Consider the following 25,796-nt stretch of genomic DNA (forward strand, 5'->3'; position numbering starts at 1 on the left):
TTACTCCTGGAAGTTGGGGACTGCGGACGCGAGGCCACGTGTCACGACCATGGCGGTGGACACAGGCAACCCCGCAGAGTCTAGACCCCCCGACTGTGTGCGGACCACAACCGGTGGGCCATGGGACCCGTGTCGGGCCCGGGACTACTTCCGGTCGGTGCCGTCAGTGTCGTCGTCATTGTCGCGGTCGAAGTCGCTGTCCTCGAGAGAGGAGAGGTCATCCGGGATCCCGCCGCCGGTGAGGTGGTCGGCCTCGGTGGAGCCGGCCTCGACACTGTCGACGAGCTTGAGCACGGCGGCCCGCTCCCAGGTGGTGACGACACCCTCGGCGATCTCGACGTCGACGGTGGTCTCACCGATGCTGGTCAGCCGACCGTGGAGACCGGAGGTGAGCTGGACGACCATGCCCGGGGCAAGCTTCGACTGGAAGTCCTTGATCACTCCGACCTGCTTGGACTGCTTCCTCATCTGGAGGACAGGAAGACCGAGGAAGACGACGACGAGCAGTGCGAGAAGAAGGATATCCATGTGCGACAGTCTGCCACACCTGTCTGCCACCACTGACCGGAGGGGTATGTGGGGTTAACCCGCTTAACCCGGTCACGCCTCCGGCGGTTCGAGCCCCAGATGCCGCCAGGCCGCCGAGGTGGCGACGCGGCCACGCGAGGTACGGGCCACCATGCCGGCACGTACGAGGTAGGGCTCGCACACCTCCTCGACGGTGGTGGGTTCCTCCCCCACCGCCACGGCCAGGGTGTTGACACCCACCGGTCCGCCGCCATGGGTCTTAACCAGCGAGCCGAGCACCGCCCGGTCCAGCCGGTCGAGCCCGAGTTCGTCGACGTCGAAGACGAGGAGGGCGGCGCGGGCCACCTCGAGGGTGATCGCACCGTCCGCGCGGACATCGGCGTAGTCACGGACCCGTCGCAGCAGCCGGTTGGCGATACGCGGCGTCCCCCGCGAGCGTGACGCGATCTCCGCGGCGGCGTCGCCGGTGATGTCGACCCCGAGGATGGACGCGGCGCGGGTGACCACGGCGGTGAGGTCGGCGGTGTCGTAGAACTCCATCTGGGCGGTGAATCCGAAGCGGTCGCGCAGCGGGCCGGTGAGCATGCCGGCGCGGGTCGTGGCACCGACGAGGGTGAACGGCGGCAGATCGATGGGGATGGATGTGGCCCCTGGTCCCTTGCCGACGATGACGTCGATCCGGAAGTCCTCCATGGCCATGTAGAGCATCTCTTCGGCCGGCCGGGCCATCCGGTGGATCTCGTCGATGAAGAGCACATCGCCTTCCATGAGGTTGGACAGCATGGCTGCGAGATCACCGGCACGTTCCAGGGCAGGACCGGAGGTCATACGCAGCGAGGTACCGAGCTCCTGGGCGATGATCATGGCCATCGTCGTCTTGCCGAGACCGGGCGGGCCGGCGAGCAGGACGTGGTCCGGGACCACGCCCCGGGCCCGGGCCCCGCCGAGGACGAGGTCGAGCTGCCCGCGGACCTTCGGCTGGCCGATGAACTCGGTCAGAGATTTCGGACGTAGCGACAGCTCGGCATCGTCGTCGCCGGGCAGCATCCGGTCCGAGAGCGCGTCATTGCCCCGGTCGGCACGGTCAGGCCGCGTCGGACCTGAATTCCCGGCGCCGCCGAGATCGAATTCGGTGCGTTCGATATCTCCCATGGGTGGTCCCCTCCCCCGCTACCGTTGTCCGCCGAGGCGGGACAGCGCGTTGCGCAGCAGCACGGAGGCGTCCGGGGACGCGCTGTCCCCTCCGGCGGACTCAGCGACCAGGGTCTTGACCGTGTCCGCGGCGGAGGCCTCCGGGAATCCCAGCCCGACGAGGGCTTCGACGACCCGGGCGGTCACCGCGCCGTCCACGGCACCGTCACCGACGGTCAGGTCCGCGGTCTCCTCGGAGTGTCCGGAGACCGGTGAGACGGCATAGGCGTCCAGCTTGCCCTTGAGGTCCACCGCCATCCGGTCAGCGAGTCGCTTGCCGACGCCCGGCGCACGCTGCAGGGTCTTCACGTCGCCCTCGGCGACGGCTGCGGCGATCTCGGCCGGTGACAACACCGACAGCAGTGCCATCGCCATCCGTGCGCCGACCCCAGAGACACTCTGGACCAGAGCGAACAGTTCACGACTCGCGGCGTCGGGGAAGGCGTAGAGCGTCTGGGAGTCTTCACGGACCACCATGGTGGTGAGGACGAAGACCTCTTCACCGCGGGGCAGTTCGGCGAGGGTCCGTGCGGTGGCCTGACAGAGGTAGCCCACACCGGCGCACTCGATGACGGCATGGTCGAGCCCCTTGTCCACCACCGTGCCACGCAGGGATGCGATCACTGTTGTCCACTCCTCAAGTTCCGTTGCTGATGGTGCCTGGCCAATGCCTCGGTCTGCGCGATGTACGGGGCGCGCCAGCAGTGGCACACCGCCAGCGCCAGGGCGTCCGCGGCGTCCGCCGGTTTCGGCGGTTCGGACAGGCCGAGAATCCGGGTGACCATACTGGTCATCTGTTTCTTGTCCGCCCGGCCGTTACCGGTGAGGGCCTTCTTGGCTTCACTGGGAGTGTACTGGTGCACCGGGATGCCCCGACGCGCCGCACTGAGCATGAGCACACCGACGGCATGGGCGGTGTTCATGACCGTGGAGACATTGCCACGCTCGAAGACGCGCTCGATGGCGACGACCTCCGGGCAGTAGTCGTCCATCCACTCCTCGACGGCCACCGACAGGCGCAGCAGTCGCTCCGGCAGCGGGGTCTCGTGCGGGGTACGGACCACACCGACGGCCACCGGAAGCACGGCACGACCGTGCCCCGCCTGGACCACGGACAGGCCGCACCGGGTGAGTCCGGGGTCGATTCCCATCACCCGGAGCCCCTGCATATCCGCCACCGGACACCTCCACCACTCGCATCGACCCTGACACCGTTGACTTCACTGACCCCACAGACCATAGCACAGGTGTGCGATATCCGACTGAGGTGAACATCACTCACTGACAGGGACCGTGGTCGCTCCCGCCTGGGGTAGGATCAGACCTCGATGAAACCTCAGAAACTGTACCGTATTGTCGCCGATATCGAAGCTGTGACCTGGGCACTACTGATCCTCGGCATGCTGTTCAAGTACGCCTTCGACGTCACCGAGGTGGGGGTGAAGATCGCCGGTCCGGTCCACGGTCTGGCCTTCATCACCTTCGTCGTGGTGACCGCCCTCGTCTGGACGAACAACCGGTGGTCCGCCGGTCGTGGTCTGCTCGGACTACTCAGCGCCGTGATCCCCTTCTGCACCATCCCCTTCGAGCGGTCCGCCGCCCGTGCAGGTACCCTGGACGGCGGCTGGCGTCAGGACAACGCCGTGCTCGCCACCCTCACCGGTCGCCCGAAGGTGACCTTCGGCGTCCTCGCCGGGATCATCATCGTGATCTTCGTGGTCATGATGCTGATCGGCGGACCGTTCAGCTGACGTCCCCTGGTCTCCACCGGGGCCTACTCCGCGTCGAGCTCCGCGAGGACCTCGTCGGAGACGTCCATGTTGGTGAAGACGTCCTGGACGTCATCGGACTCCTCGAGGGCGTCGATGAGGCGCAGGATCTTCTTCGCGCCGTCGGCGTCCAGCGGGACCTCGACGTCGGCCCGGTAGTCCGGGTCGGCGGAATCGTACTCGATCTCCGCCTCCACCAGAGCGGCGCGGACGTTGCTGAGGTCCGCGAGATCGGAGACGACCTCGAACTTCTCACCCAGGTCGTTGACCTCTTCAGCACCTGCGTCGAGCACGGCCATCAGAAGGTCGTCCTCGGTGTTGTCACCCTTGTCGAGGATGACGACTCCCTTCCGGTTGAACAGGTAGGACACGGAGCCGGCGTCCGCCAGACTGCCGCCGTTCTTGTTCATCGCGGTGCGCACGTCGGTGGTGGCACGGTTGCGGTTGTCGGTGAGGCACTCGACGAGCATGGCCACACCGTTCGGGCCGTAGCCCTCGTAGACGATGGTCTCCCAGTCGGCGCCGCCGGTCTCCTCACCGGAGCCGCGCTTACGGGCGCTCTCGATGTTGGTGTTCGGGACGGAGGCCTTCTTGGCCTTCTTGATCATGTCGTCGAGCGTCGGGTTCGCCGACGGATCTCCACCACCGGTACGGGCCGCGACTTCGATGTTCTTGATCAGCTTGGCGAACTCTTTACCGCGCTTGGCGTCGTTCGCAGCCTTCTTGTGCTTGGTCGTCGCCCATTTGGAGTGGCCGCTCATGGGATACCTGTTCTTCCTCGGTCGGTTTCTGTCGGCACCATAGTAGTCCACTCCCGCCACCACCCGCCCCGACAGGGCCGGAGTACGCCGGGAGGGACCGGTCACACGCTGACGGTGCCGACCCCCGCTGTCTCGAGGAACAGACGGTGCATCCGGTCGTCGCCGGTGAGCTCCGGGTGGAAGGAGATCCCCAGGACCCTGCCCTGGCGCACGGCGACCACGGCCCCGTCGGAGCTGCCCGCGGCCTTGTCGTCGACGGTGGCGAGGACCTCCACACCCTCCCCGACGCGTTCGACACGGGGCGCCCGGATGAACACGGCGCGGACCGGATCGGCGTCCGCGGCATCGGTGACGCCGGTGACCTGAAGATCGGTCTCGAAAGAATCCACCTGCCGGCCGAAGGCGTTACGTCGCACGGCGACGTCGAGTCCGCCGAGACAGTGGGCGTCCGCCCGGGTGTCGAGGATCTCGGAGCCGAGCATGATCAGTCCGGCACAGGTGCCGAAGGCCGGCATCCCCTCGCCGAGCAGACCGCGCAGCGGGTCGAGCATCCCGCCGAGATCCAGGAGCTTGGACATCGTGGTGGACTCACCGCCGGGCAGCACCAGTCCGTCCAGACCGTCGAGCTGGGACCGACGTCGGACCAGACGGGTCTCCACCCCGAGGCTTCCCAGGGTGCGCTGGTGCTCCGCCACACCACCCTGCAGCGCGAGTACGCCGATGGTTGCCGTCACTGTCGGTCCTCCTTGATCGGGATCGGCTGCTTGCCGGAGGCCAGCGTCCGGGTGAGTCCCTCCTGGACCACCGAGGCGACGAGGTCACCCTGCTGGTTGAAGATCCGTCCGGTGGTCAGGGCGCGACCACCGTGCGCCGAGGGAGAGGTCTGGTCGTAGAGCAGCCACTCGTCGGCGCGGAACGGCCGCATGAACCACATGGCGTGGTCCAGGGAAGCCTCCTGGACCGGCTCGCCCGGGTGCGGCACCAACGCAGAGCCGAGCAGCGTCATATCGGACATGTACGCCAGGGTGCAGATGTGGAAGGTCTCGTCGTCCGGCAGTGCAAGCTTGGAGCGGAACCAGACGACCTGCTGGGACGCCGCGTGCGGGTCGTGGTCGAACTGGTCCGGGGGCACGATGCGGATGTCCCAGTCCTCCCAGTCACTGGCGAAAGCCCTGGTCGAGGGACGCGTACGGGACAGGTCAGCGACGATCTCCTCAGGAGCGGGGACCTGCCGGATCGTGTTCGAGTGCTCCGGGCCCGAGTCGTCCCGGATGTGGAAGCTGGCCTGCATGACGAACAGCGTGCGCCCGTCCTGGACGGCCTTGACCGAGCGGACGCGGAAAGACCGTCCGTCCCTGACGTTGTCGACCACGAAGATGATCGGCCGGTCGGAGTCGCCGGGGCCGACGAAGTAGCCGTGCAGGGAGTGCACACGGTACTCGGGTCCGACGGTACGGGTCGCGGCGACCAGTGCCTGGGAAGCCACCTGTCCACCGAAGGTACGGCTCAGGGCGGAGGGAATGACCTGGCCGCGGTAGATCCCCGTGTCAATGCGCTCGAGATCGAGCACGTCGGTGATCCTGGGACGGCGCGCCGTCGGTGCGTCGCGTCGTCCCGGTTCGGTGGACGTCATGGTCTACCAGCCTCTCTCCGCAAGCCGGTGCGGCTGCGGGATATCATCGACGTTGATCCCGACCATGGCCTCGCCGAGGCCGCGGGAGACCTTGGCGACCTCTGCCGGGTCGTCGTAGTTGAGGGTGGCCTGGACAATGGCCTTGGCACGCTTGGCCGGGTCACCCGACTTGAAGATTCCGGAGCCGACGAACACACCCTCGGCTCCGAGCTGCATCATCATCGCGGCATCCGCCGGAGTGGCGATCCCGCCTGCGGTGAACAGCACCACAGGGAGCTTACCGTTCCCGGCGACCTCGCACACCAGCTCGTACGGAGCCTGCAGTTCCTTGGCCGCGACGTAGAGCTCGTCGGGGGCCATGGAACGCAGCCGGTTGATCTCGGCGCGGATGGTGCGCATGTGAGTGACCGCGTTGGAGACGTCACCGGTGCCGGCCTCGCCCTTGGAGCGGATCATCGCCGCGCCCTCGTTGATGCGGCGCAGGGCCTCACCGAGGTCGGTGGCACCGCAGACGAAGGGGACGGTGAAGCTGAACTTGTCGATGTGGTTGGAGTAGTCGGCCGGGGTGAGGACCTCGGACTCGTCGATGAAGTCGACGCCGAGGCTCTGCAGGACCTGGGCCTCGACGAAGTGGCCGATGCGGGCCTTCGCCATTACCGGAATGGAGACGGCGTCGATGATGCCCTCGATCATGTCCGGATCGGACATGCGGGAGACGCCGCCCTCCGCGCGGATGTCGGCGGGGACGCGCTCCAGGGCCATGACGGCGGTGGCGCCGGCGTCTTCGGCGATCTTGGCCTGCTCCGGGGTGACGACGTCCATGATGACGCCGCCCTTGAGCATGTCTGCCAGGCCGCGCTTGACGCGCCCGGTGCCGGTGGTCGGGGTGTTCTCACTCATCGGTGATCCTCACTGGTGGTTGGTGACTGTCCTAGGACAGTGTAATGACCTAGGACAGTTACCGGAACCCCCGGGGTCCGCTACTGCGTCCCGTCGCCGCCCGACATCGCCTCGTAGTAGGCCGGCAACGGTGCCGACCCAGCCAGACGGAACACCCGCACCACCGGACGCGACCGCAGGCCGAGGGTGTCCCCCACGGCGTCGTTGTAGAACCGGGCGGCCAGATCGACCTTGGTGGACGCCTCTATGAACGCCGGATTCGCGCGTTCCTCCGGAGTCAGTGTCCGCAGCAGAGCATTCTCGGCGTCCGACCGTGACCCCATCTCCTCGGCACGGAGGGCCACACCACCGGCCCGGGCGGCGTCCTGCTGCAGGTCCGGACGCAGCACCCCGATCACCGCGGCGCGTCCCTGCAGGGTGCCCTCCAGGTTCAACCGGGCGGAGTCGGTGCGGATGTGCAGCCGGTTGAGACGCGAAGCCATACCGGAGAGCCACATACCCACCACAGCCACCACGGCGACGAGCAGGACGATGACCAGCAGCCAGCCGGGGATCATGACGGAACCACCTTTCGACCGGGGGTGACCACGGTCTCGTAGACCTGTTCGACACGGGTCGTGACCGTGTCCCAGTCGAACTCACGGGACCGGGCGGTTCCCCGTCCGATCAGTTCACGGCGTCCCTCTTCGTCGGTGAGAAGACCCACCACGACGCGGGCCAGGTCCCGCACGGACCCGTTGGCGAACAGGTGCCCGGCCCGACCGTGGTCGGTGACCGCGGCGAACGCGGGGATGTCGCTGGCGACCACGGCGGCTCCCGCCGCCATCGCCTCCACCAGCACGATGCCGAAGCTCTCACCGCCGGTGTTCGGTGCCACGTAGACATCGGATGCCGCCAGCGCGGCCGCCTTGTCCTCCTCGCTGACGCGGCCGAGGATCCGGACCGACGCCTGCTCTCCCCCGGCCGGGGAACCGAGACCGTCGACCCAGCTGATCCCCGCCCTCCGCAGCATCTGGTGCAGTTCGGCGACATCACCGCCACCGGCGACCACGACCTCGAGGTCAGGGACCTGTGACAGGATCTCCGGGAGTGCCTTGAGCAGCAGCGGGAAACCCTTACGGGACTCCTCGAAACGACCGAGGAACATCAGCCTCGGCCGGTCTGCGGTCAGGCCCGGCATCGGGTCCGCGTTGCGGTAGCTGCCGGTGTCGACGCCGTTGGGGATGAGCACCGGATCACCGGAGAGCATCTCAACCTGCCAGCGTCGGGCCTCCTCGGACACCGCGATACCGGCGTGGATCTTCTCCAGGAAGGGACGCAGGACCGGCAGGAAGACACGGAGGATCTTCGATTCACTGGCCGAGGCGTGGTAGGTCGCGACCAGCGGGCCGGTGGCCTTCGCCAGGGTGATCATGGAGTAGCTCGGCGAGTTCGGCTCGTGGATGTGCACCACGTCGAAGTCATGATCCCGGATCCAACGGCCCAGATGTCGCCAGGTCTTCGGGCCGAAGGCCAGTCGGGCGACGGAACCGTTGTAGGGGATCGAGACCACACCGTTGCCCAGCTCGACGAAGTCGGGGACATCGGCGGCGTCACTGCCGGGGCCGATGAGACTGACCTCGTGACCGCGACGCTGCAGCTCCTCGCACAGCTCGATGGCGTGCACCTGCACGCCACCGGGTTCATCGAAGGAGTAGGGGCAGACCATTCCGATCTTCACGGCGCTCAGTCCTCCAGTCCCAGGCGACGTCGCCTCTTCTCGGAGAGATCACTGAACCACAGCGGCTGGAGCAGGTGCCAGTCCGCCGGATGGTCGGCGATGTTCCGCTCGAAGTGGTCTGCCTGGACCTGAACCATGTCATCGAGCGGCAGCGAGCTGTCGATCTCCTCGTCGATGACGAAGCCCCATCCGTCGCCGGTGAAGTAGGAGTGGACGGTCATCACCGCCGCCCCGGTGTCCTTGGCCAGCCGGCAGGACCCGGCGGGCATACTGGTACGTTCGCCGAAGAAGTCGACCTCGACGCCCTTGCCGGACAGGTCGCGCTCCCCCATCAGACAGACGATTCCACCCGAGGCGAGCACCTCCCGGAGCCGGTCGAAGGGCGGCTGTTCCCCGCCGGACAGCGGCAGCACCTCGAAGCCGAGGGACTCACGGAACTCCACGAAAGCCTCGAAGAGGCTCTCCGGCTTCAGTCGCTCGGCGACCGTGGTGAACTGGCCGAAGGTGTTGACCAGCCACACCCCCGCCATGTCCCAGTTTCCGGAGTGCGGCAGGGTGAGAATGACACCCTTACCGCGGTCGATCGCGGCGGACAGTCGCTCAACCTCCGCCGGGACGAATCCGGCGTCCAGGGTGCGGGCGAGGTCCGGTCCCGCGATACTCGGTAACCGGAAGGCCTCGTTCCAGTAGCGCATGTAGGAACGCATGGCGTCCCGCACGAGATCACGGGTGACATTGGCGTCCCCGACGACTCTGCCCAGATTGGCGCGCAGCTGTTCGGGGCCCTTCCCGTGCCCTGACGCGAGATCGGCGATCGTGTCGAAGAGCCTGGCCGCGAGCGGCTCGGGGATCCGACGCACCACCGCCCACCCGGCCCGGTAGGCCAGGGAGCTGAGCTGCTCGGACAGGGACGGGCGGGAGGACGTCTCGGTCACCTCGGTACTCCTACTTCCGGTTACTTCTAGTTCTCGGCGGGATCGGCGTCCGGGAAGTCCTTCGCCCCGGTGGGCGGGGCGATGGTCTCGCGGGCGAGATCCGACTTACCGACGATGACCAGCCGCTCGATGACCGTGTACACCGAGCCGATGGCCAGGATGATGAGGCCGGCACCGAGGATATAGGGCACGCCGAGACCGGAGAGCCCCAGGGTGACCAGGCCGATGATGAGACGCTCCGGTCGCTCGATGAGTCCGCCGTCGACCTTGATGCCGGATGCCTCGGCGCGCGCCTTGACGTAGGAGGTGACCTGGCTGGCGACCATGATGACCAGCGCACAGGCGAACAGGCCCTTGTAGGGCTCGTGATCGTCCTGGAAGGCCATCCACCAGGCCATCGCGCCGAACAGGACGCCGTCGGTGATGCGGTCACAGGTGGCGTCCAGTGTGGCGCCGAAGCGCGTGCCGCCGCCCTTCATCCGGGCCATCGTGCCGTCGATCATGTCGCTGGCGACAGCGACACCGAGCAGCACCGCGGCGAGGAAGTGCCAGCCGGTGGGGATGAGCGCGACCGACAGGATGACGGCCACCGCTGTAGAGGTGATCGTCACCGTGTTCGGCGAGATCCCCCACGAGACCAGTCGCCGGGCGATGGGTTCGACCACCACCGCAGCGGGACGCCGTCCTCGCACACTGAGCATTACTCTGACTCCTCTGTACCGTCGGTACTGTCGTTCACGTCAAGTTCCTGCCATGCAGACGCCAGCAGTTCCCGGGTCTGCGACAGTGCCTGGACCAGGACTTTCGTCCCGTCGATCACCGTCATGAAGTTCGCGTCGCCGGTCCACCGCGGCACGATGTGCTGGTGCAGGTGGTTCGGCACCGACCCACCTGAGGCTCGCCCCAGGTTCATGCCGATGTTCACGGCGTCCGGGTGCGACACCCGACGCAGCACCCGGACCGCCTTCTTGGTGAAGGCAGAGAACTCCGTGGTCTCCGTCTCCGTCAGGTCCTCGTAGGACGCGACCGGACGGTACGGGATGACCATCATGTGCCCCGGATTGTACGGGTAGAGGTTCAGAATGCAGAAGACCTCGCGCCCGCGCGCCACGATAAGACCGTCCTCATCGGAGCCGGCCGGAAGATCGTTGAAGGGATCCTCCGGCTTCGTCGTCTTCGTGACGTAGAGCGACCGGTACGGGGCCCAGAGCCTGGCCAGGCGGTCATCGACCCCGGCCCCCGTGTCGGTCACTGTGCCCCGGCCGTCCTCATCGGAGTGCGTCAACGCTCTCCCCGGACGGCTGGTCGTTCCGGCGGGAGGACACCCACTCGGTGATGATCCGCACGGCGTCCTCCTTCGGGACACCGTTGACCTGGGTACCGTCGAGGAAACGGAAGCTGACCGCCCCGGCTTCGACGTCGCGGCCACCGACCAGCAGCATGAAAGGGACCTTGCCGGTGGTGTGGTTGCGGATCTTCTTCTGCATGCGGTCGTCGGAGGTGTCCACCGCGGCCCGGATACCGTGACCGCGCAGCTCGGCGGTCACCTGCTCCAGGTAGGGGATGAACTCGTCGGCGACCGGGATGCCGGTGACCTGGTGCGGGGCGAGCCACGCCGGGAAAGCACCGGCGTAGTGCTCCAGCAGGACGCCGAAGAAGCGCTCGATGGAACCGAACAGGGCGCGGTGGATCATCACCGGACGCTGCTTGGTGCCGTCGTTGGCGGTGTACTCCAGATCGAAACGCTCCGGCAGATTGAAGTCGAGCTGCACGGTGGACATCTGCCAGGTACGGCCGATGGCATCGCGGGCCTGCACGGAGATCTTCGGGCCGTAGAAGGCCGCACCCTCCGGGTCCGGGACGAGCTCGAGACCGGACTTCGTCGCGACGGCCCGCAGAGTCTCGGTGGCCCTCTCCCAGACCTCGTCGGAGCCGACGTACTTGTTCGGGTCCTTGGTCGACAGTTCCAGGTAGAAGTCGTCGAGGCCGTAGTCCTTGAGCAGGGAGATGATGAACTCCAGCACGGTGGTCAGCTCGGTCTCGAGCTGGTCTTCGGTGCAGTAGATGTGAGCGTCGTCCTGCGTGAAGCCACGGGCGCGGGTCAGACCGTGGACCACACCGGACTTCTCGTAGCGGTAGACGGTGCCGAACTCGAACAGCCGCAGCGGCAGTTCACGGTAGGACCGGCCTCGGGAGGCGAAGATCAGGTTGTGCATCGGGCAGTTCATCGGCTTGGCGTAGTAGTCGACGGCCTGCTTGGTGATGTTCCCGTCGGCATCGCGCTCTTCATCGAGCTTCATGGCCGGGAACATGCCGTCGGCGTACCAGTCGAGGTGACCGGACTTCTTGAACAGGTCGCCCTTGGTGATGTGCGGCGTGTTGACGAAGGAGTAACCCGAGGCGATGTGGCGGCGGCGGGAGTGCTCCTCCATCTCCAGGCGGACGGTCGCACCGTCCGGGTGGAAGACCGGGAAGCCGGACCCGATCTCGTCGGGGAAGCTGAACAGGTCGAGTTCCTGGCCGAGACGCCGGTGGTCGCGCTTCTCCGCCTCGGCGAGCATGGTCTGGTACTCGTCGAGCGACTCCTTGGACTCCCAGGCGGTGCCGTAGATGCGCTGCAGGCCGGCCTTGGACTGGTCACCGCGCCAGTAGGCGGCGGAAGTACGGGTCAGGGCGAAGGCCGGGATGTAACGGGTGGTGGGCACGTGCGGGCCACGGCACAGGTCGTACCATTCGACCTCGCCGGTACGCGGGTTCACGTTGGAGTAGGCGGTGAGCTCGCCTTCACCGACCTCGACGGAGGCGTCGCCCTCGGGGATGTCTCCGCGGGACTTGTCGTCGACGAGTTCCAGCTTGAACGGCTCCTGGAGGTACTCCAGGCGGGCGTCCTCCACCGAGTCATAGGCCTTGCGCTCGAACTTCTGGCCGGACTTGATGATCTTCTTCATCGACTTCTCGAGCTTCCTGAGGTCCTCCGGGGTGAAGGGCTCGGCGGGCTCGAAGTCGTAGTAGAAGCCGTTCTCGATGGCGGGGCCGATGCCCAGCTTCGTGCCCGGGAACTCCTTCTGCACGGCCTGGGCGAGAACGTGGGCACAGGAGTGCCGGATGACACCGCGACCCTCGTCGGTGTTCGCCGCAACCGCGGTGACCTCGGTGTCGGTCTCCGGAGTGAAAGACAGGTCGCGGAGGTTACCCTCGGCGTCCTTCACGCAGACGACGGCCTCCGGGCCCTTGTTCGGCAGTTCCAGCGGACGCATCGCGGCACCGGCCGACTCACCGGCAGGCACGGTGAAGGTCACCGTCTCGACGGTCACCTCCGGGTTTCCGATTCCGTTACCGGCGTCCAACGCTGATTCACTCACGGGTGGTGTGCTCCTTACACAACAGGCGAAGACGGTCACATACCTGGTGACAGTCATAATTCCCGGACCACTTTACCCGGCGGGTCAACCCAGCAGCGCCTCGCCCCAGTACTCCTCCTCCGTGGTGCCCGCCGGAACGAGGAAGACCGCGGACCCGACATGGGTGATCCACTCGTTGAGCCGGTCACCGGCCGCGAGCCGCCGCTGCACCGGGATAAAGGAGGTCCGCGGGTCCGGCTGGAAGCATATGAAGATCAGGCCGGTGTCCGACAACGCGACAGGGTCTGCGTCCACCAGTGCGTCGGCGGACGACGGGGTGACCGGCAGATCGTAGTTGTACGCCCGACGCAGCATCCGCTGCCGGGTGTCCCCGTCGTGGACGCCGGCCAGGGCGATATGTGCGTTCCGGTCGATCACCGGCAGTCCGTCGGCGCCGACGGCGGCGGTGTCCGGGTCATCATGCTCCTTCTCACCGGACAGCGGGTTGCCCTCGACGATGGTGCGGCCCATCGAGACCTCACGGGTCGGCCGGTCGGCGGACTCCCACAGCGGCATGTCGAAGGCGATCCGACGGATGATCATGCAGGTGCCGCCGATCTGGGACGGGTGGGTGGCCGCCTCCCCGCTGATCCACACCTGGTCGTCGAACTCGGCGTCGGTACGCGGATTGACGGTGCCGTCCTTGAACCCGAAGAGGTTGCGCGGTGTTCCCGGCGTTCCGTCGGCGTCCTGTGGGATATCGAGAAACCCGGTCTGCGTCCAGGAGGGACGCGCGTAGTCCGCCCCGCCACGCACGAGGACGCGGAGGGCGTGGGAGACGGTGGTGCGGTCTTCACCGCAGATCTGGAGCACGAGGTCACGGTCGCCCCACCGGGCCTCGAGCCGGTCTCCGGCGAATCCGGGCAGCGGCTCCAACCAGTCCGGTGACTTGTCCGTCAACCGGGCCTTCTCGAACAGTCCCCGGCCGAAACCACAGGTGACGGTGAGGCGTCCGGGGTCGGACGCCAGCTCCGGTTCAAGGTCGGCGAGCACCGGCTCGCCCTGGGTGAGGCGACGGGCATCCCCGGTCCAGATACGCAACAGACGGCGGATACCGGTGGCGTCCACCCCGTCGCGCAGGGTGAAGGCGACGGTGGTGTTGTGCCGCTGCAGCGGGGTGGCGATGCCGGCCTGGTGCGGGCCGTCAAAGGGGACGGTGGTGTCGGTGTTCGACACCGGATCCGGGTCACTGTCCCCGGCACAGGCTGTGGTGGCGCCGACCGCGGCGGTGGCCGAGACAAGTCCGAGGCCGGCGAGGAAACCCCGTCGGGTCACGCGGAAGTTCGTTTCCATGGTGGTTCAGGGCCGGTCAGTGCATGTCGTGGTCGCTGTCGGCGTCCCCGTCGGTGCCGTAGTCCTCGTGGGAGGACTGCTGGACCCGGACCGGGATGCCGTTCAGCTCATAGATGGTGCCGTTGTCGTCGGTGAGCGTGAGGCTGAGCTCATCACCGGCGGCGATCTCGTCGGGACTGTCCATGATCATGATGTGGTGCCCGCCGGGTTCCAGGGTCAACGAGTCGCCGGCCGGCACGGTGATCCCGTCCGCGGTCTCCCGCATGACGCCGTCGACGACCTCGTGGTACTGGTACTCCCCCGTCAGATCGCCGGTGGCTTCAGTGAGGTGGATGTCCTCGTCGGTCGTGTTGGTCAGTACCCCGAACACCGCGGTCATCGCGGTGTCGGCGGACTTGGCGCCGACGTAGCCGTCGGTGAAGGTCAGGCCTTCGGCGGAGGACTCGAGAGCTGAGGTTGCGGTGGTCTCCATCGAGGTGTCGTCATCGTCGCCACAGGCAACAAGGGTGACGGCGAGGGCGGTTGCGGCGCCCAGAGCTCCTATCCGACGCAGCACGGTGGTGGCGACATTGCGGGTCTTCACTGTTCAGTTCCTTCTGTTCTACTTGTCTGTGGAGCGCAGTCGGGCGATGAGCATCACGAGGACGCCGGCGAGCACGAGGACACCGGCGATAGCGAGGACAGGCCTAGCCCAGCCGGGGATTCCGTCGTCGTCACTGTCGTCCGTGCCCGACCCGTCATCGCCCGCGGTGGCGTCCTGCGTGGCCCCGGAACCCGGGTCCACGGTGAAGGTGTAGCTGCCTTCGGTGGGGTGCCCGTCGGAGGAGGTGATCCGGAAGCCTACGGTGTACTCACCGTCGGTCAGGTCGACGTCATCCGGAATGTCCACGGAGAGGACGTTGCCGTCGATCTCGGGCGTCTCGGTCACCAGGACCTCACCATCGCGGGACAGGGCGATGGTGTTGAAGGTGTCCTGGGGATTCGCGGAGAACTCCAGTTCAATCCGATCCGGTGCGGTATCCAGGACCGCTCCGTCCTCCGGCGTGGAACCGACCACGGCATCATGGGCGACGGCGGCAGGCAGGAAGCCTGCACCGGCGACAGCGGGGGCCAGGATCAGCGCGCCGACGAGCGCGGGGGCGGCCGCCAGGCGGGGAAAACGGGTCATGATGTCCTTTCGTCGGAACTGGCCGAACTCCAGGTGTCGGTACCGGCCCGCTCCATTAGTCGGAGCATACGGGCGGGAAGTTCCACGCAGCCCTTTCCAACCGGAGTACAGGGGTAAAAACAGAACTGATATCCAGCATTCGCCGATCAGCCTACCTGCGGGGACACCGGACACGGAACCGACAGCACCTCGACTACCCCACCCCCGGATGCGAGCGACGGCACACACCCCTGCCGCCACGTCGCCTGGACCCGGATCCCGGGGCTTCAGATCTGCGTCAGGCACGGATCGGCAATCCTGTGCCACAGAACCGACGATCCGTGCCTGACGCAGATGTACTGCCCCGTGCCGCAGTACCCCCGGAGTGGAGCCTCAGACAACGGAACCACAGCATGACGAGAGCCCCGTACCTGGGTACGGGGCTCCCTGTCCTGATGGAGCGGATGACGAGACTCGAACTCGCGACCCTAACCTTGGCAAGGTTATGCGCTACCAACTGCGCTACATCCGCAAACTAACTTCATGACCAGATCCGTGAAGACCTGTTCGTGCGCGATACTGGGATCGAACCAGTGACCTCTTCCGTGTCAGGGAAGCGCTCTCCCGCTGAGCTAAACGCGCGGGCGTGAGGTGGAAACGGGAATCGAACCCGTGTACACGGTTTTGCAGACCGTTGCCTAAGCCACTCAGCCATTCCACCGTGGCGTCGCCGCCTCGTTCGGACACCGACCCTACCTTGCCGGAGACCGGAAGGGAAAATCAGTGTTCCTGAGCGGATGACGAGACTCGAACTCGCGACCCTAACCTTGGCAAGGTTATGCGCTACCAACTGCGCTACATCCGCATGCACCGTCTGTGCGGTGCGGGAATGAACTATAGCGGTTCCTTGCATCCGTCACAAACATGCAGGTAGGAGAATCCTTACGTCACGAATCCACCGGTCACGGGGCGATGGAGGATCACAGGGATGTCATTTGGGCCGGTACCGCTCCACCGGTCCCGGACATCACCCGCGCACGACGGATATAAGGAACACTGCGCACTTCCTGTCCTTCCTGTCCTTCCTCCGGATCCGGTGCGTCAACTCCCGCCGTGACATGGCGGTTTGCGCAGACCGGTAGGTGAGGTGCTAGATTTACTGCCGTTCCCGAGAGTCCCATAGCTCAGTGGAAGAGCGTTCCGTTCACACCGGAAAGGTCGCTGGTTCGAACCCAGTTGGGACTACAGTTCAGACGCCGTCGCCGGCTCACCGGCAGCGGCGTTTTCCTCTGTAACCGCACCTCGACGTGCCGACGACACACCCAACGTCCACCCCCGTTTCCAGGTGAAACCGACGAAGTCGACCGGGATGACGTCCCCCGGGTGATACCCCGATAACATTCACAACGTGACTGCCTCGACGACGACACCTTCCGCAGGGCCCACTGCCGCTCACCCTGCCCCCTTCAGCGCCGGTAGAGCATCCCGGATCCTCACCTGCGCCGCCTGGCCGCTGGCGATCATGACGCTCATCCACCGGATCGTCATTTCGCCACGCAACGACCATCCGACCGACGACTTCACCACCGTCTGGTCGGCACTGAACCGGTTCGTCAACGGTACGGCGGTCTACGTCGAGGACTACCACGCCAGCGACGACCCCCACTACCTGTACTCCCCCGGTGGCACATTCCTGCTCAGCCCGTTGGGCATGCTCTCCCAGAGCATGGGACGCAATCTGCTCATCCTGGCGGACGCGGCGTGCATCTTCCTTGCCCTGGCACTGCTCACCCTTCTCGTCGGACGCCGCCTCACCGGCCCTGTCCTTCCCGTCGCGGTCTTCCTTGTCTTCGCCACGGAGTCCGTGACGAACACCCTGCTGTTCTCCAACATCAACGGTGTCCTCTTCCTTCTCGAGGTCGTGTACCTCTGGCTGCTGCTCGTCGACCGCGGTCAGGCGTCCTGGAACATCCTGCGGGGACGCGGCGACAGCTCAGGCACCGCCCCCCGTGCCCCAGGGATCCCCTGGGCCGGCATCATCGCGGGCGTCGTGCTCGGACTGGCGGTCACCGTGAAGCCGCAGTTCATCGTCCTGCTGTTCCTGCCGCTGGTGCGTCGTCAGTGGAGCATCCTGGTTTCCGGCATCATCGTCCCGGTGGTCTTCACCGGTATCGGATGGCTCCTGGTGCCGGACACCGACACCTACGTCGACACCCTGCTCCCCTACCTCGGCGAGGTACGTGACTACGCGAACTCGGCGATCGCCGGCGTCGGTGCCCACTACGGGTGGCCCGGAGCGCTGGTCCTGGTCTGTCAGATCCTGGCCACCCTGTGCGTCGCTGTGGCGGTCCTCGGACTGCTGTGGTGGCGCAACTCCGACCCGTTCATGTGGGCTGCGACCTCGACCGCGGTTCTCCTGGCCGGTGTCTTCCTCGTCAGCTCACTGGGCCAGATGTACTACTCCATGCTGCTGGTACCGATGATTTTCACGGTGCTCTGCCGCCGGTCGGTGATGCACAGCGCACTGATCTGGTTCGGCGTCTACTGCTGCCTGACCTGGGACTCCTGGAAGTCCGACCGGTGGCCGAAACTCGGCGAGATCCTGGACTACACCTACGGGACCGTGGGCTGGAGCATCATTGTCGCTGCCTCCGCGATCACCGTCACCGGCTGGCTGGTCGCCCGCCGGAAGGCCGGTGAACCGGTCAGCGCCGGCACCCTGGTGCACGATCTGTTCTCCCGCGGGGAGGACGCCGGGAACAAGACAGCGGTCGACAGTGCTACACCTGGTACCGAACAGACCACCGATCAGACTGCGAGGCACCGCCGATGAGTGATTTCAACCTGTCCGACCAGGAGTTCACGGACTTCTCCGCCCTGACCGACGAGCAGTGGCGTCAACGGCTGGAGCCGGACTCCTACCAGGTGCTGCGTCATGCGGCCACGGAGAGGCCCTACAGCCACGAGTACACGGACGCCGAGACCGAGGGTGTCTACGTCTGCCGCGGCTGCGGCACGGAGCTGTTCCGCTCCACGGAGAAGTTCCACTCCCACTGCGGCTGGCCGTCCTTCTTCGACCCGGCGGACTCCGACGCCGTCATCGAGAAGGTGGACGACACCCTGGGCATGAGAAGGACCGAGGTGCTCTGCGCCACCTGTGGCGGGCACCTCGGCCATGTGTTCGCCGGTGAGGGGTACGAGACCCCCACCGACCTGCGCTACTGCATCAACGGGCTCGCGCTGGAGCTCCGGGAGAAGTAGCCCCGGGGATTCCCGGTTGCCGGGCTCAGGGGAGCTCGGCGATGAAGGTGGCGAGGTCCTCCCCGTCACCGTTGACACGGCGTCCGGTGAAGAAGGGGATCTCCTCGCGGACGTGGCGGCGGGCCTCGGTGTAGCGCATCTGGTACATCAGGTCCACGATGCGGTCGAGGGTGGGCGACTCGAAGGCGAGGATCCACTCGTAGTCACCGAGCGCGAAGGCGGGGACGGTGTTCGCCCGGACCTCGTCGTACCCACGGGCCGCCATACCGTGCTCGGCGAGGATGGTGCGCCGTTCCTTGTCGGGCAGCAGATACCACTCGTAGGACCGCACGAAGGGGTACACGGCGATCCAGTCGCCCGGCTCCTCCCCCATGATGAACGACGGCAGATGGGATTTGTTGAACTCCGCCGGGCGGTGCAGGGCGGAGTTCGACCAGTACCCGTCACAGACCTGGCCGAGACGGGTCTCCTTGAGGAACCGACGGTAGGCGCGCTGCAGGTCATCGAACTTCTCGGCGTGCCACCAGATCATCAGGTCGGCCTCGGCACGCTGGCCGGTGAGGTCGTAGACACCACGGACGGTGAGTTCCTCGTCGTCGTAGGACGCCAGGAACTCGGCGAACTCCGTGGCGAGCCCGGCACGGGCGGCGTCGTCGACGGGCAGTTCACCCTTGCGGACCGTGAACACGGACCACATGGTGTACTGCAGCTTCTCGTTGAGGGCCTTGAAATTCAGCTTGGACATGTCTCTCCTGGTCAGGAATGTGAAAGGTCGTCGATGATCTTGAGCGCGGCGTCGCGTCCGGAATCGGCGCAGGCGGGCACACCCACGCCCTGCAGTACCGATCCGGCCAGCGCCACCCTGGGACTGCCGGCCAGGACCTCGCGCACCGCGCTGATCCGGTCGAGGTGGCCTTCGCCGTAGCTGGGTAGCCCGCCCCACCAGCGCTGGACGAAGGTCTCCACCGGCCGGGCGGTGAACCCGGTGACGGTGGCGAGGTCCTCCACGGCGTAGCCGATCAGGGTCCGGTCGTCGGCGTCGACGAGGCTGGCGTCCGCCAGGGTGCCGAAACTCGCCCGTACGAATGCCCCGCCCCGGTCGGCCAGATGCGGCCACTTCCGGGAGGAGAAGGTGAACGCCTTGGCGTGGACGCCCGGGGCGTCCGTCCCCAGCAGGACACCGCTGTTCTGCGGCAGTCCGTCGTCGGTGTCGAAACGCATGCCCACGACCACCGAGCTCGCCAGGTCGATACCGCCGAGCAGGGTGCCGGCTTCCGGGGCGACGTCACCCAGCAGGACGGCGGCCGTGGGGGCCGGGGTGGCGACGACAACGGCGTCGACTTCCCCGACGGGCTCCAGCCAGAACCGGCCGCGCCACCGGCTCACCGACTCGACCTGGGTGTTGAGCCGGATATCTGCGTCGGCGTCCTCGGCCAGGGCGCGGATCAGTGCTCGGTAGCCGTGGACGAAACTGTTGAACACCGGTGCGGGCTTCTCACCCGTGCCGGCGAGGGCGCGCGCGGCGTCCTCCCGCTCAGCCAGCAGTCGGGCTACCGCGGTGGACAGCCGCACCGGTTCCCCGGCGGACGCCTGGTCGTCGAAGACGGCAGCGAGGGCGGGGACGGTGGCGCGCAGTCCGAGGGCGTCGGCGGAGGCGGAGTAGACGCCACCGAGCATCGGTGAGACGAGCCGGGCCACGGCGTCCTCCCCGTAGCGGGAACGCACGAGTGCGCCGACGTTGACATCGTCACCGACGCTCCACCTGACCGGCTCAGCGGTTGCCTCGGCGTCTATCCGGGCGGCGGTCGCCGCGGAGACGATGTCGGCGACATCGGTGCCCCGGGCGGGGATCCCCATGATGGTGCGGGCCGGGGCATCGACCATCTGACCGTCGACGTAGAAACAGCTGCGCAGCCCCGAGGGGACGCGCAGTTCGTCGGCGAGGCCGAGTTCGTCGACGAGGGCGGCGAGTCCGGTCCGGCGGGTGAGGAAGGCCTCGGCACCCATGTCGACCGGACCATCGGCGAAGTCCACGGTCTTGAGTTTGCCACCGAGCCGGTCATAGGCCTCGAGGACCAGAATGTGGGCATCCGCCCCGAGCTGCCGACGCAGGGTACGGGCGGCGCTCAGACCGGAGACACCGCCCCCGATCACGGCGACGGTCGGTGCAGTCGACGGGGACGTCACAGTGCATGCACCTCCGCGAAGGCCCGGGTGATGGCGTCCGGGTCGGTCTCCGGCAGGACGCCATGGCCCAGGTTGAAGATGTGCCCGGTCGTATCGCCTGCCGCGACGGCGGCGTCTGCCTCGCCACAGATCCGGCGGACGTGGTCGGCGATGACCTCGGGGCCGGCGAGCAGCACGGCCGGGTCCAGGTTGCCCTGGATCGCCCGCGGGGCGTCCAGGCCACGGTCACGCAGATCTGCGGTGACCCGGGCGGCGGCGACGTCCAGCGGGGTCTTCCAGTCGACACCGATGATGTCCGGGCCGACGGCCGCCATCTCGCCGAGCAGTTCGGCGGTGTTGACCCCGAAGTGGATCATCGGCACACCGTAGGGTCGCACGGCGTCGAAGATGCGCCGCGAGTACGGGGCGACGAACTCCCGGTAGTCCTTCAGGGAGAGGAACCCGGCCCAGGAGTCGAAGAGCTGGAGGGCGTCGATGCCGGCCTCGAGCTGGGTGCGCAGGAAGGTGATGACCGTGGGGGTCAGCTTCTCCATCAACGCATGCCACATCCGCGGTTCCGAGTACATCAGGGACTTGGTGATGCCGTGGTTCTTCGAGGGGCCGCCCTCGATGAGGTAGGACGCCAGTGTGAACGGGGCGCCGGCGAAACCGATGAGCACCTGGTCGTCCCGTAGTTCGTCGAGCACTCCCCCGATGCCCTCGACCACCGACTCCAGCTGACCGGGTTCCACGGTGGGCAGCGCGGCGATGTCCGCCGGGGTGCGGACCGGATGCTCGAGCACCGGGCCACGGCCGGGGACGATGTCGACGGCGACGCCGGCGGCCTTGAGCGGGACGACGATGTCGGAGAAGAGGATCGCGGCATCGGCGTCATGGCGGCGGACCGGCTGCAGGGTGATCTCGGAGAGCAGGTCGGGACGGAAGCAGGAGTCGAGCATCTCCACCCCGTCCCGCAGTGCGCGGTACTCGGGCAGTGAGCGTCCTGCCTGCCGCATCATCCACACCGGCCGCCGGGAGGGGGTGCCTCCGGCGGCGGTGACGAGGAAGGGAGCGTCCGGTGCGGCACGGCGTGCGGCAGCAGCGGCGGCGAGGCCGGCGTCGGTCGGGTTCGCGTCAGGGCTGGCTGAAGTCGGCAGAGTCACAGTGTCCGATTATGCCCCCGGACGGCGGCGCGGGTGTACCCGTCACCGACTCCGGGGGGTTCGGCGCGCCTACCCCTGTTTGACGACCTGCAACGATAGTGTGCCGGTTGTGAGTCCAGACAGTTCAGCAGACACCGTCACCACTGACACCCCCTCCACCGACGCCCCCGTGAGCTTCCGGGAGGCCGTGGAGTCGATGGCCGCCGCCGATCTCCGGGCGGGGATATCGCTGACGGACATCCGGGCGCCTCAACGGCTGGCACCGTACAGCCACGCCGTCGGCCTGGAGGTCGACCGGATCACCGCGACCCAGGAGGTCGACGGCTGGGTCGGCGACGGGGACGGGGACGCCTTCGGCCGCCTGATCCTGCTGCATGACCCGGCCGGTGACGAGGGCCCCGGCCTGATGCGTCTGGTGGCCTACATCCAGGCGGACATGGATGCGGCGACGGTCGGGGACCCGCTGCTGCCGGAGGTCGCGTGGGAGTGGCTGACCGACGGTCTGGACGGCCAGCTGTCCGGCCCGGGGGTGGGCTACAAGGATCTGGGGGGAACGGTGACGTCGACGACCTCGGTGCGTCACGGGGACATCGGAGGTCCGCCACGGGCGCATCAGCTGGAGATGCGGGCGTCCTGGAGTGCGACGGGGACTGACCTGTCCGGACATGTGGCGGCGTTCTCCGAGGTCCTGGCATCGGTCGCGGGGCTTCCGCCTGCCGGAGTGGCGGCGCTGCCTTCCCGGGGTGGACACTGAGCCCCGTGGAGAACACCGCAGAGAACCTGACTGACACCCGTTACCTCTCCTCACCCGGGGAGGGTCTTCCCCCGCTCGCCGACACCCCGGACGCGGTCGCCGAGGTCGCCGAGGCGCTGGCCGCCGGGTCGGGACCGGTCGCGGTGGACACCGAGCGTGCCTCCGGTTTCCGGTTCGACGACCGGGCCTGGCTGGTGCAGTTGCGGCGCACCGGGGCGGGGACGCACCTGGTGGACCCCGCCGTGGTGCCGGACGCCGGGAAGCTGCTGGCTCCGGTGATGAATGACCTGCCGTGGGTGCTGCACGCCGCGCACACCGACCTGCCGGCGTTGACGACGCTGGGGTGGCGTACTCCCCTGCTCCACGACACGCAGATCGCCGGCCGCCTGCTCGGGTTCGGACAGATCGGCCTGGCCGGGATGCTGGAGGAGCTGCTGGGGGTGACGGTGGCCAAGGACAAGGGCCGTGAGGACTGGTCCACGCGACCGTTGCCGCGGGACATGCTGACCTACGCGGCCCTGGACGTGGAGCTGCTCATCGAACTGCTGTCCACGGCGATGTCCCGCCTGCAGCATCGCAGCGAGGCCGAGGGGCTGGACCGGGTCGGCTGGTACCGGCAGGAATGTGACCATGTCAGTGCGGACTGGTCCCGGCCGGTACAGGTCCCGGACTGGACGCGACTGCGCGGTATCGGTGCGGTGCGTGACCCCCGTGGACTGGAGGTGGCCCGTCGACTCACCGACATCCGTACCGAGGTGGCACGGCACCGTGACACTCCCCCGGAGAAGGTCCTGCAGTCCTCGGTGATCGTGGACATGGCACGCGCGCCGTACCAGGCCGAGGACATGCTGCGGTCCGGCGGACGGGGACGCTCAGGCCGGCGCCCTGCCCCGCGGATCTCCCGTGAGCTGCAGTCCAGTCTGCTGGCCGGTGTCCGTGACGCCCTGTCGGTGGACGCGGCGGTGCTGCCACCCCGGCCGCGGGCTCCCCAGGGCCGGCCCGACCACCGCACCTGGGCGAGAGACTACCCGGTGGCGGGTCGGCTGGCCACCGGGTTCCGGGCCGCGGTCGATGACCTGGCCGGTCACCTGGACCTGCACCCGTCGGAACTGATCATCTCGGCGTCGGTGCGTTCAGTGGCCTGGGACGCCGCCCAGTTGCTCGAGGCGCCGCATCCCGGGAACCCGTCCGGCTACGACGCGGACCCCGTCGGGTGGGCCGAGGACGCGCTGGGCGATCTGCTCAGCGCGCAGGACTCCCGACCGTGGCAGTCGGACCTGCTGATCCCGGCACTACTGCCCGTGCTGGCCGAAGAGATGCCCGGCCCAGTCGAGGACGCGACGGACGACTGAGGCCTCGTCGAGTCCGTAGCCGGCGAGAACCTCGTCGCGGGTGCCGTGGGTCGGGAAGGTCTGGTCCTGGGCGAGGTAGCGCACCGGGGTGTCGACCTCGGCGGAGACCAGGGCGCGGTGCAGCTGCTGACCGGCCCCACCGTGGACGCCGTTGTCTTCGACGGTGATGACCAGGTCCGCGTCGGCGGCGAGGTCCACGACCGTGCCGGCCACCGGCGTCACCCACACCGGATCGATGAGGGTGACGGCGTAGCCCGTGTCGGTGAGTGCCTCGGCCGCTGCGAAGGACGGGCCGGTCAGGGCACCGTAGTTGACCACGAGGATGCGCGGGTCGGCAGCTGCTTCGGGATCAGGTTCGGCGAGGACGTCGTAGTCCGTGGTCTCCCGTAGCGCCGGTACCGCCGGGGGCAGCGTCCCCTTGGGGAAACGCAGTACGGTCGGCCCGTCGGCTACGGCGACGCAGCGGTCGAGGGCCGCGGTGAGACGGACACCGTCGCGGGGGGCGGCGATCCGGATGCCGGGCACGACGGCAGTGAGCGACAGATCCCACATACCGTTGTGGCTGGGTCCGTCGGGCCCGGTGACACCGGCACGGTCCAGGACGAAGGTGACCGGCAGATGCAGCAGTCCGACATCCGTCAGCAACTGGTCGAAGGCACGGTTGAGGAAGGTGGAGTACAGCGCGACGACCGGATGAAGTCCACCGAGGGCCAGCCCGGCAGCAGAGGTGACGGCATGCTGTTCGGCGATCCCGACATCGAAGATCCGGTCGGGGAACCGCTTACCGAAGCCGGTGAGCCCGGTCGGGTCGGTCATCGCCGCGGTGACCGCGACCAGGTCGTCGCGCTCATCTCCGAGGCGCACGAGCTCGTCGGCGAAGAGGTCGGTCCAGTACCGTGTCGTCGGCTGACGTGGTTCTCCGGTGGCCGGGTCGGTGACGCCGATACAGTGCATCCGGTCGGTGTCGTCGGCCAGCGCCGGAGCGTAGCCGTGCCCCTTCTCGGTCACCGTGTGGACGATTACCGGACCACCGAAGTCCCGTGCCCGGCGCAATGCGTCCTCCAACGCATGGAGGTCATGACCGTCGACCGGGCCGAGGTAGGGGATCCCGAGGTCGCTGAACAGGGACTGCGGGGAAACTTCACCGGTGGGACGGTGACGCAGGCCGTGGAGCAGACGCCGTGACCGGACAGTGGGGGTGCCGCGTCCGACGGTCCGGTCCCGCAGCGCGGCGAGGGTGTGGGCGAGTCCACCGACGGTGGACCCGTAGGAGCGCCCGTTGTCGTTGACGACGATGACCACCGGCCGGTCGACGCCCTCGGCGATGCTGTCCAGCGCCTCCCAGGCCATGCCACCGGTCAGTGCCCCGTCACCGATGACCGCGACGACGCGCCGGTCGGTCTGCCCGGTGCAGGCGAAGGCCTTGGCCAGGCCGTCGGCGTAGGACAGGGACGCCGATCCGTGGGAGGACTCCGTCCAGTCGTGCGGACTCTCGTCACGCGCCGGGTAGCCCGACAGTCCGTCGCGCTGCCGCAGGGAATCGAAGAGGTCCCGGCGCCCGGTGACGATCTTGTGGACGTAGGACTGGTGGCCGGTGTCGAAGATCACCGGATCCCGGGGCGAGGTGAAGACGCGGTGGACCGCCAGGGTCAGTTCGACGACGCCGAGGTTGGGGCCCAGGTGTCCACCGGTGGCGGAGACCTTCTCCACCAGGAAACTGCGGATCTCCGCGGCCAGACGTACCAGTGCCGGCTCGTCGAGGGCCCGCAGGTCCGCCGGCGAGGACACGGTCCCGAGAATCGTCAGGTCAGTCATGGCAGGA

The 25,796-nt window shown here is 67.5% G+C and carries 26 protein-coding genes and 5 tRNA genes; 6 read left to right on the forward strand and 25 right to left on the reverse strand.

All coding sequences use genetic code 11. The features are described from left to right. Positions 1 to 144 precede the first annotated feature (144 nt). From yajC to ruvC, 4 genes are all read right to left on the reverse strand, one after another. Positions 145 to 528 (reverse strand): preprotein translocase subunit YajC, encoded by a 384-nt coding sequence (yajC, locus tag Q0A27_RS08270; RefSeq protein ID WP_291474586.1) that lies wholly within the window; start codon positions 526 to 528, stop codon positions 145 to 147. 72 nt (positions 529 to 600) lie between these two features. Beyond that, the gene (ruvB, locus tag Q0A27_RS08275) at positions 601 to 1,680 is read right to left on the reverse strand and encodes a Holliday junction branch migration DNA helicase RuvB (RefSeq protein ID WP_291474587.1); all 1,080 of its coding nucleotides are present in this window, start codon (positions 1,678 to 1,680) and stop codon (positions 601 to 603) included. A gap of 18 nt (positions 1,681 to 1,698) precedes the next feature. Then, a complete protein-coding gene (ruvA, locus tag Q0A27_RS08280; protein ID WP_291474588.1) occupies positions 1,699 to 2,343 on the reverse strand; it encodes a Holliday junction branch migration protein RuvA in 645 nt (214 codons plus the stop codon). After that, the gene (ruvC, locus tag Q0A27_RS08285; protein ID WP_291474625.1) at positions 2,340 to 2,888 is read right to left on the reverse strand and encodes a crossover junction endodeoxyribonuclease RuvC; all 549 of its coding nucleotides are present in this window, start codon (positions 2,886 to 2,888) and stop codon (positions 2,340 to 2,342) included. Before ruvC ends, ruvA begins: the two co-directional genes overlap by 4 nt. A 159-nt stretch (positions 2,889 to 3,047) precedes the next feature. On the opposite strand from ruvC, the gene Q0A27_RS08290 reads away from it, so the two are divergent. Then, positions 3,048 to 3,470, forward strand: coding sequence for a DUF3817 domain-containing protein (locus Q0A27_RS08290; protein ID WP_291474589.1), 423 nt, complete (start codon positions 3,048 to 3,050; stop codon positions 3,468 to 3,470). A 23-nt stretch (positions 3,471 to 3,493) separates the two neighbouring features. On the opposite strand, the gene Q0A27_RS08295 is transcribed toward Q0A27_RS08290, so the two are convergent. From Q0A27_RS08295 to Q0A27_RS08375, 17 genes are all read right to left on the reverse strand, one after another. Continuing rightward, the gene (locus Q0A27_RS08295) at positions 3,494 to 4,249 is read right to left on the reverse strand and encodes a YebC/PmpR family DNA-binding transcriptional regulator (protein ID WP_291474590.1); all 756 of its coding nucleotides are present in this window, start codon (positions 4,247 to 4,249) and stop codon (positions 3,494 to 3,496) included. Positions 4,250 to 4,350: 101 nt separating this feature from the next. Next, positions 4,351 to 4,983 carry a pyridoxal 5'-phosphate synthase glutaminase subunit PdxT gene (gene pdxT / locus Q0A27_RS08300; RefSeq protein ID WP_291474591.1) on the reverse strand — a complete coding sequence of 211 codons (633 nt, stop codon included), beginning with the start codon at positions 4,981 to 4,983 and terminating at the stop codon, positions 4,351 to 4,353. Beyond that, positions 4,980 to 5,882: an acyl-CoA thioesterase II gene (locus Q0A27_RS08305; RefSeq protein WP_291474592.1), complete on the reverse strand. Its 903-nt coding sequence runs from the start codon at positions 5,880 to 5,882 to the stop codon at positions 4,980 to 4,982. Before Q0A27_RS08305 ends, pdxT begins: the two co-directional genes overlap by 4 nt. Positions 5,883 to 5,885: 3 nt before the next feature. Further along, a complete protein-coding gene (gene pdxS, locus Q0A27_RS08310) occupies positions 5,886 to 6,782 on the reverse strand; it encodes a pyridoxal 5'-phosphate synthase lyase subunit PdxS (protein WP_291474593.1) in 897 nt (298 codons plus the stop codon). A gap of 80 nt (positions 6,783 to 6,862) precedes the next feature. Beyond that, positions 6,863 to 7,339: a hypothetical protein gene (locus Q0A27_RS08315; RefSeq protein WP_291474594.1), complete on the reverse strand. Its 477-nt coding sequence runs from the start codon at positions 7,337 to 7,339 to the stop codon at positions 6,863 to 6,865. After that, complete coding sequence (locus Q0A27_RS08320; RefSeq protein ID WP_291474595.1) at positions 7,336 to 8,502, reverse strand: glycosyltransferase family 4 protein; 1,167 nt, start codon at positions 8,500 to 8,502, stop codon at positions 7,336 to 7,338. Before Q0A27_RS08320 ends, Q0A27_RS08315 begins: the two co-directional genes overlap by 4 nt. A gap of 5 nt (positions 8,503 to 8,507) precedes the next feature. Next, entirely contained in the window at positions 8,508 to 9,437 is a 930-nt protein-coding gene (locus Q0A27_RS08325) for a phosphatidylinositol mannoside acyltransferase (protein ID WP_291474596.1), read from the reverse strand. A 26-nt stretch (positions 9,438 to 9,463) separates the two neighbouring features. Beyond that, positions 9,464 to 10,138 (reverse strand): phosphatidylinositol phosphate synthase, encoded by a 675-nt coding sequence (gene pgsA / locus Q0A27_RS08330; RefSeq protein WP_291474597.1) that lies wholly within the window; start codon positions 10,136 to 10,138, stop codon positions 9,464 to 9,466. Beyond that, positions 10,138 to 10,689 carry an HIT domain-containing protein gene (locus Q0A27_RS08335; RefSeq protein ID WP_291474598.1) on the reverse strand — a complete coding sequence of 184 codons (552 nt, stop codon included), beginning with the start codon at positions 10,687 to 10,689 and terminating at the stop codon, positions 10,138 to 10,140. The genes pgsA and Q0A27_RS08335 overlap by 1 nt, the downstream gene beginning before the upstream one ends. A 16-nt stretch (positions 10,690 to 10,705) precedes the next feature. Next, positions 10,706 to 12,694 carry a threonine--tRNA ligase gene (gene thrS, locus Q0A27_RS08340; protein ID WP_291474626.1) on the reverse strand — a complete coding sequence of 663 codons (1,989 nt, stop codon included), beginning with the start codon at positions 12,692 to 12,694 and terminating at the stop codon, positions 10,706 to 10,708. A gap of 189 nt (positions 12,695 to 12,883) precedes the next feature. Further along, positions 12,884 to 14,131 carry a Dyp-type peroxidase gene (locus Q0A27_RS08345; protein WP_291474599.1) on the reverse strand — a complete coding sequence of 416 codons (1,248 nt, stop codon included), beginning with the start codon at positions 14,129 to 14,131 and terminating at the stop codon, positions 12,884 to 12,886. A 16-nt stretch (positions 14,132 to 14,147) separates the two neighbouring features. Beyond that, positions 14,148 to 14,714: a copper chaperone PCu(A)C gene (locus Q0A27_RS08350; RefSeq protein WP_291474600.1), complete on the reverse strand. Its 567-nt coding sequence runs from the start codon at positions 14,712 to 14,714 to the stop codon at positions 14,148 to 14,150. 18 nt (positions 14,715 to 14,732) lie between these two features. Then, on the reverse strand, positions 14,733 to 15,299 hold the full coding sequence (locus Q0A27_RS08355; RefSeq protein WP_291474601.1) for a copper resistance protein CopC: 567 nt from the start codon (positions 15,297 to 15,299) through the stop codon (positions 14,733 to 14,735). Positions 15,300 to 15,734: 435 nt separating this feature from the next. Continuing rightward, positions 15,735 to 15,810 (reverse strand) — tRNA-Gly (locus tag Q0A27_RS08360). Positions 15,811 to 15,848: 38 nt separating this feature from the next. Then, positions 15,849 to 15,920, reverse strand: a tRNA-Val gene (locus Q0A27_RS08365). A gap of 7 nt (positions 15,921 to 15,927) precedes the next feature. After that, positions 15,928 to 15,999, reverse strand: a tRNA-Cys gene (locus Q0A27_RS08370). A gap of 71 nt (positions 16,000 to 16,070) precedes the next feature. Continuing rightward, positions 16,071 to 16,143: transfer RNA gene (locus tag Q0A27_RS08375), tRNA-Gly, on the reverse strand. A 308-nt stretch (positions 16,144 to 16,451) separates the two neighbouring features. Here Q0A27_RS08375 and Q0A27_RS08380 point away from each other — a divergent pair. From Q0A27_RS08380 to msrB, 3 genes are all read left to right on the forward strand, one after another. Next, positions 16,452 to 16,523, forward strand: a tRNA-Val gene (locus tag Q0A27_RS08380). A 163-nt stretch (positions 16,524 to 16,686) separates the two neighbouring features. Next, positions 16,687 to 18,111 (forward strand): glycosyltransferase family 87 protein, encoded by a 1,425-nt coding sequence (locus Q0A27_RS08385; protein ID WP_291474602.1) that lies wholly within the window; start codon positions 16,687 to 16,689, stop codon positions 18,109 to 18,111. After that, positions 18,108 to 18,539: a peptide-methionine (R)-S-oxide reductase MsrB gene (msrB, locus tag Q0A27_RS08390; protein ID WP_291474603.1), complete on the forward strand. Its 432-nt coding sequence runs from the start codon at positions 18,108 to 18,110 to the stop codon at positions 18,537 to 18,539. Before Q0A27_RS08385 ends, msrB begins: the two co-directional genes overlap by 4 nt. Positions 18,540 to 18,564: 25 nt before the next feature. On the opposite strand, the gene hemQ is transcribed toward msrB, so the two are convergent. The 3 genes from hemQ to hemE are packed head-to-tail and all read right to left on the reverse strand — an operon-like array spanning position 18,565 to position 21,868. Continuing rightward, the gene (gene hemQ, locus Q0A27_RS08395) at positions 18,565 to 19,284 is read right to left on the reverse strand and encodes a hydrogen peroxide-dependent heme synthase (RefSeq protein WP_291474604.1); all 720 of its coding nucleotides are present in this window, start codon (positions 19,282 to 19,284) and stop codon (positions 18,565 to 18,567) included. Between the two features lie 11 nt (positions 19,285 to 19,295). Then, the gene (gene hemG, locus Q0A27_RS08400) at positions 19,296 to 20,693 is read right to left on the reverse strand and encodes a protoporphyrinogen oxidase (RefSeq protein ID WP_291474627.1); all 1,398 of its coding nucleotides are present in this window, start codon (positions 20,691 to 20,693) and stop codon (positions 19,296 to 19,298) included. 29 nt (positions 20,694 to 20,722) lie between these two features. Continuing rightward, complete coding sequence (hemE, locus tag Q0A27_RS08405) at positions 20,723 to 21,868, reverse strand: uroporphyrinogen decarboxylase (protein WP_291474605.1); 1,146 nt, start codon at positions 21,866 to 21,868, stop codon at positions 20,723 to 20,725. A 109-nt stretch (positions 21,869 to 21,977) separates the two neighbouring features. On the opposite strand from hemE, the gene Q0A27_RS08410 reads away from it, so the two are divergent. Next, positions 21,978 to 22,622, forward strand: coding sequence for a DUF3000 domain-containing protein (locus tag Q0A27_RS08410; protein WP_291474606.1), 645 nt, complete (start codon positions 21,978 to 21,980; stop codon positions 22,620 to 22,622). A 5-nt stretch (positions 22,623 to 22,627) separates the two neighbouring features. Next, entirely contained in the window at positions 22,628 to 23,974 is a 1,347-nt protein-coding gene (locus tag Q0A27_RS08415; RefSeq protein WP_291474607.1) for a ribonuclease D, read from the forward strand. Here Q0A27_RS08415 and dxs read toward each other — a convergent pair. Next, a complete protein-coding gene (dxs, locus tag Q0A27_RS08420) occupies positions 23,915 to 25,780 on the reverse strand; it encodes a 1-deoxy-D-xylulose-5-phosphate synthase (protein WP_291474628.1) in 1,866 nt (621 codons plus the stop codon). The two genes, Q0A27_RS08415 and dxs, sit on opposite strands and share 60 nt — an antisense overlap. Positions 25,781 to 25,796: the final 16 nt, after the last annotated feature.

The sequence above is a fragment of the Corynebacterium sp. genome (genome assembly GCF_022712275.1).
GTDB lineage: Bacteria > Actinomycetota > Actinomycetes > Mycobacteriales > Mycobacteriaceae > Corynebacterium.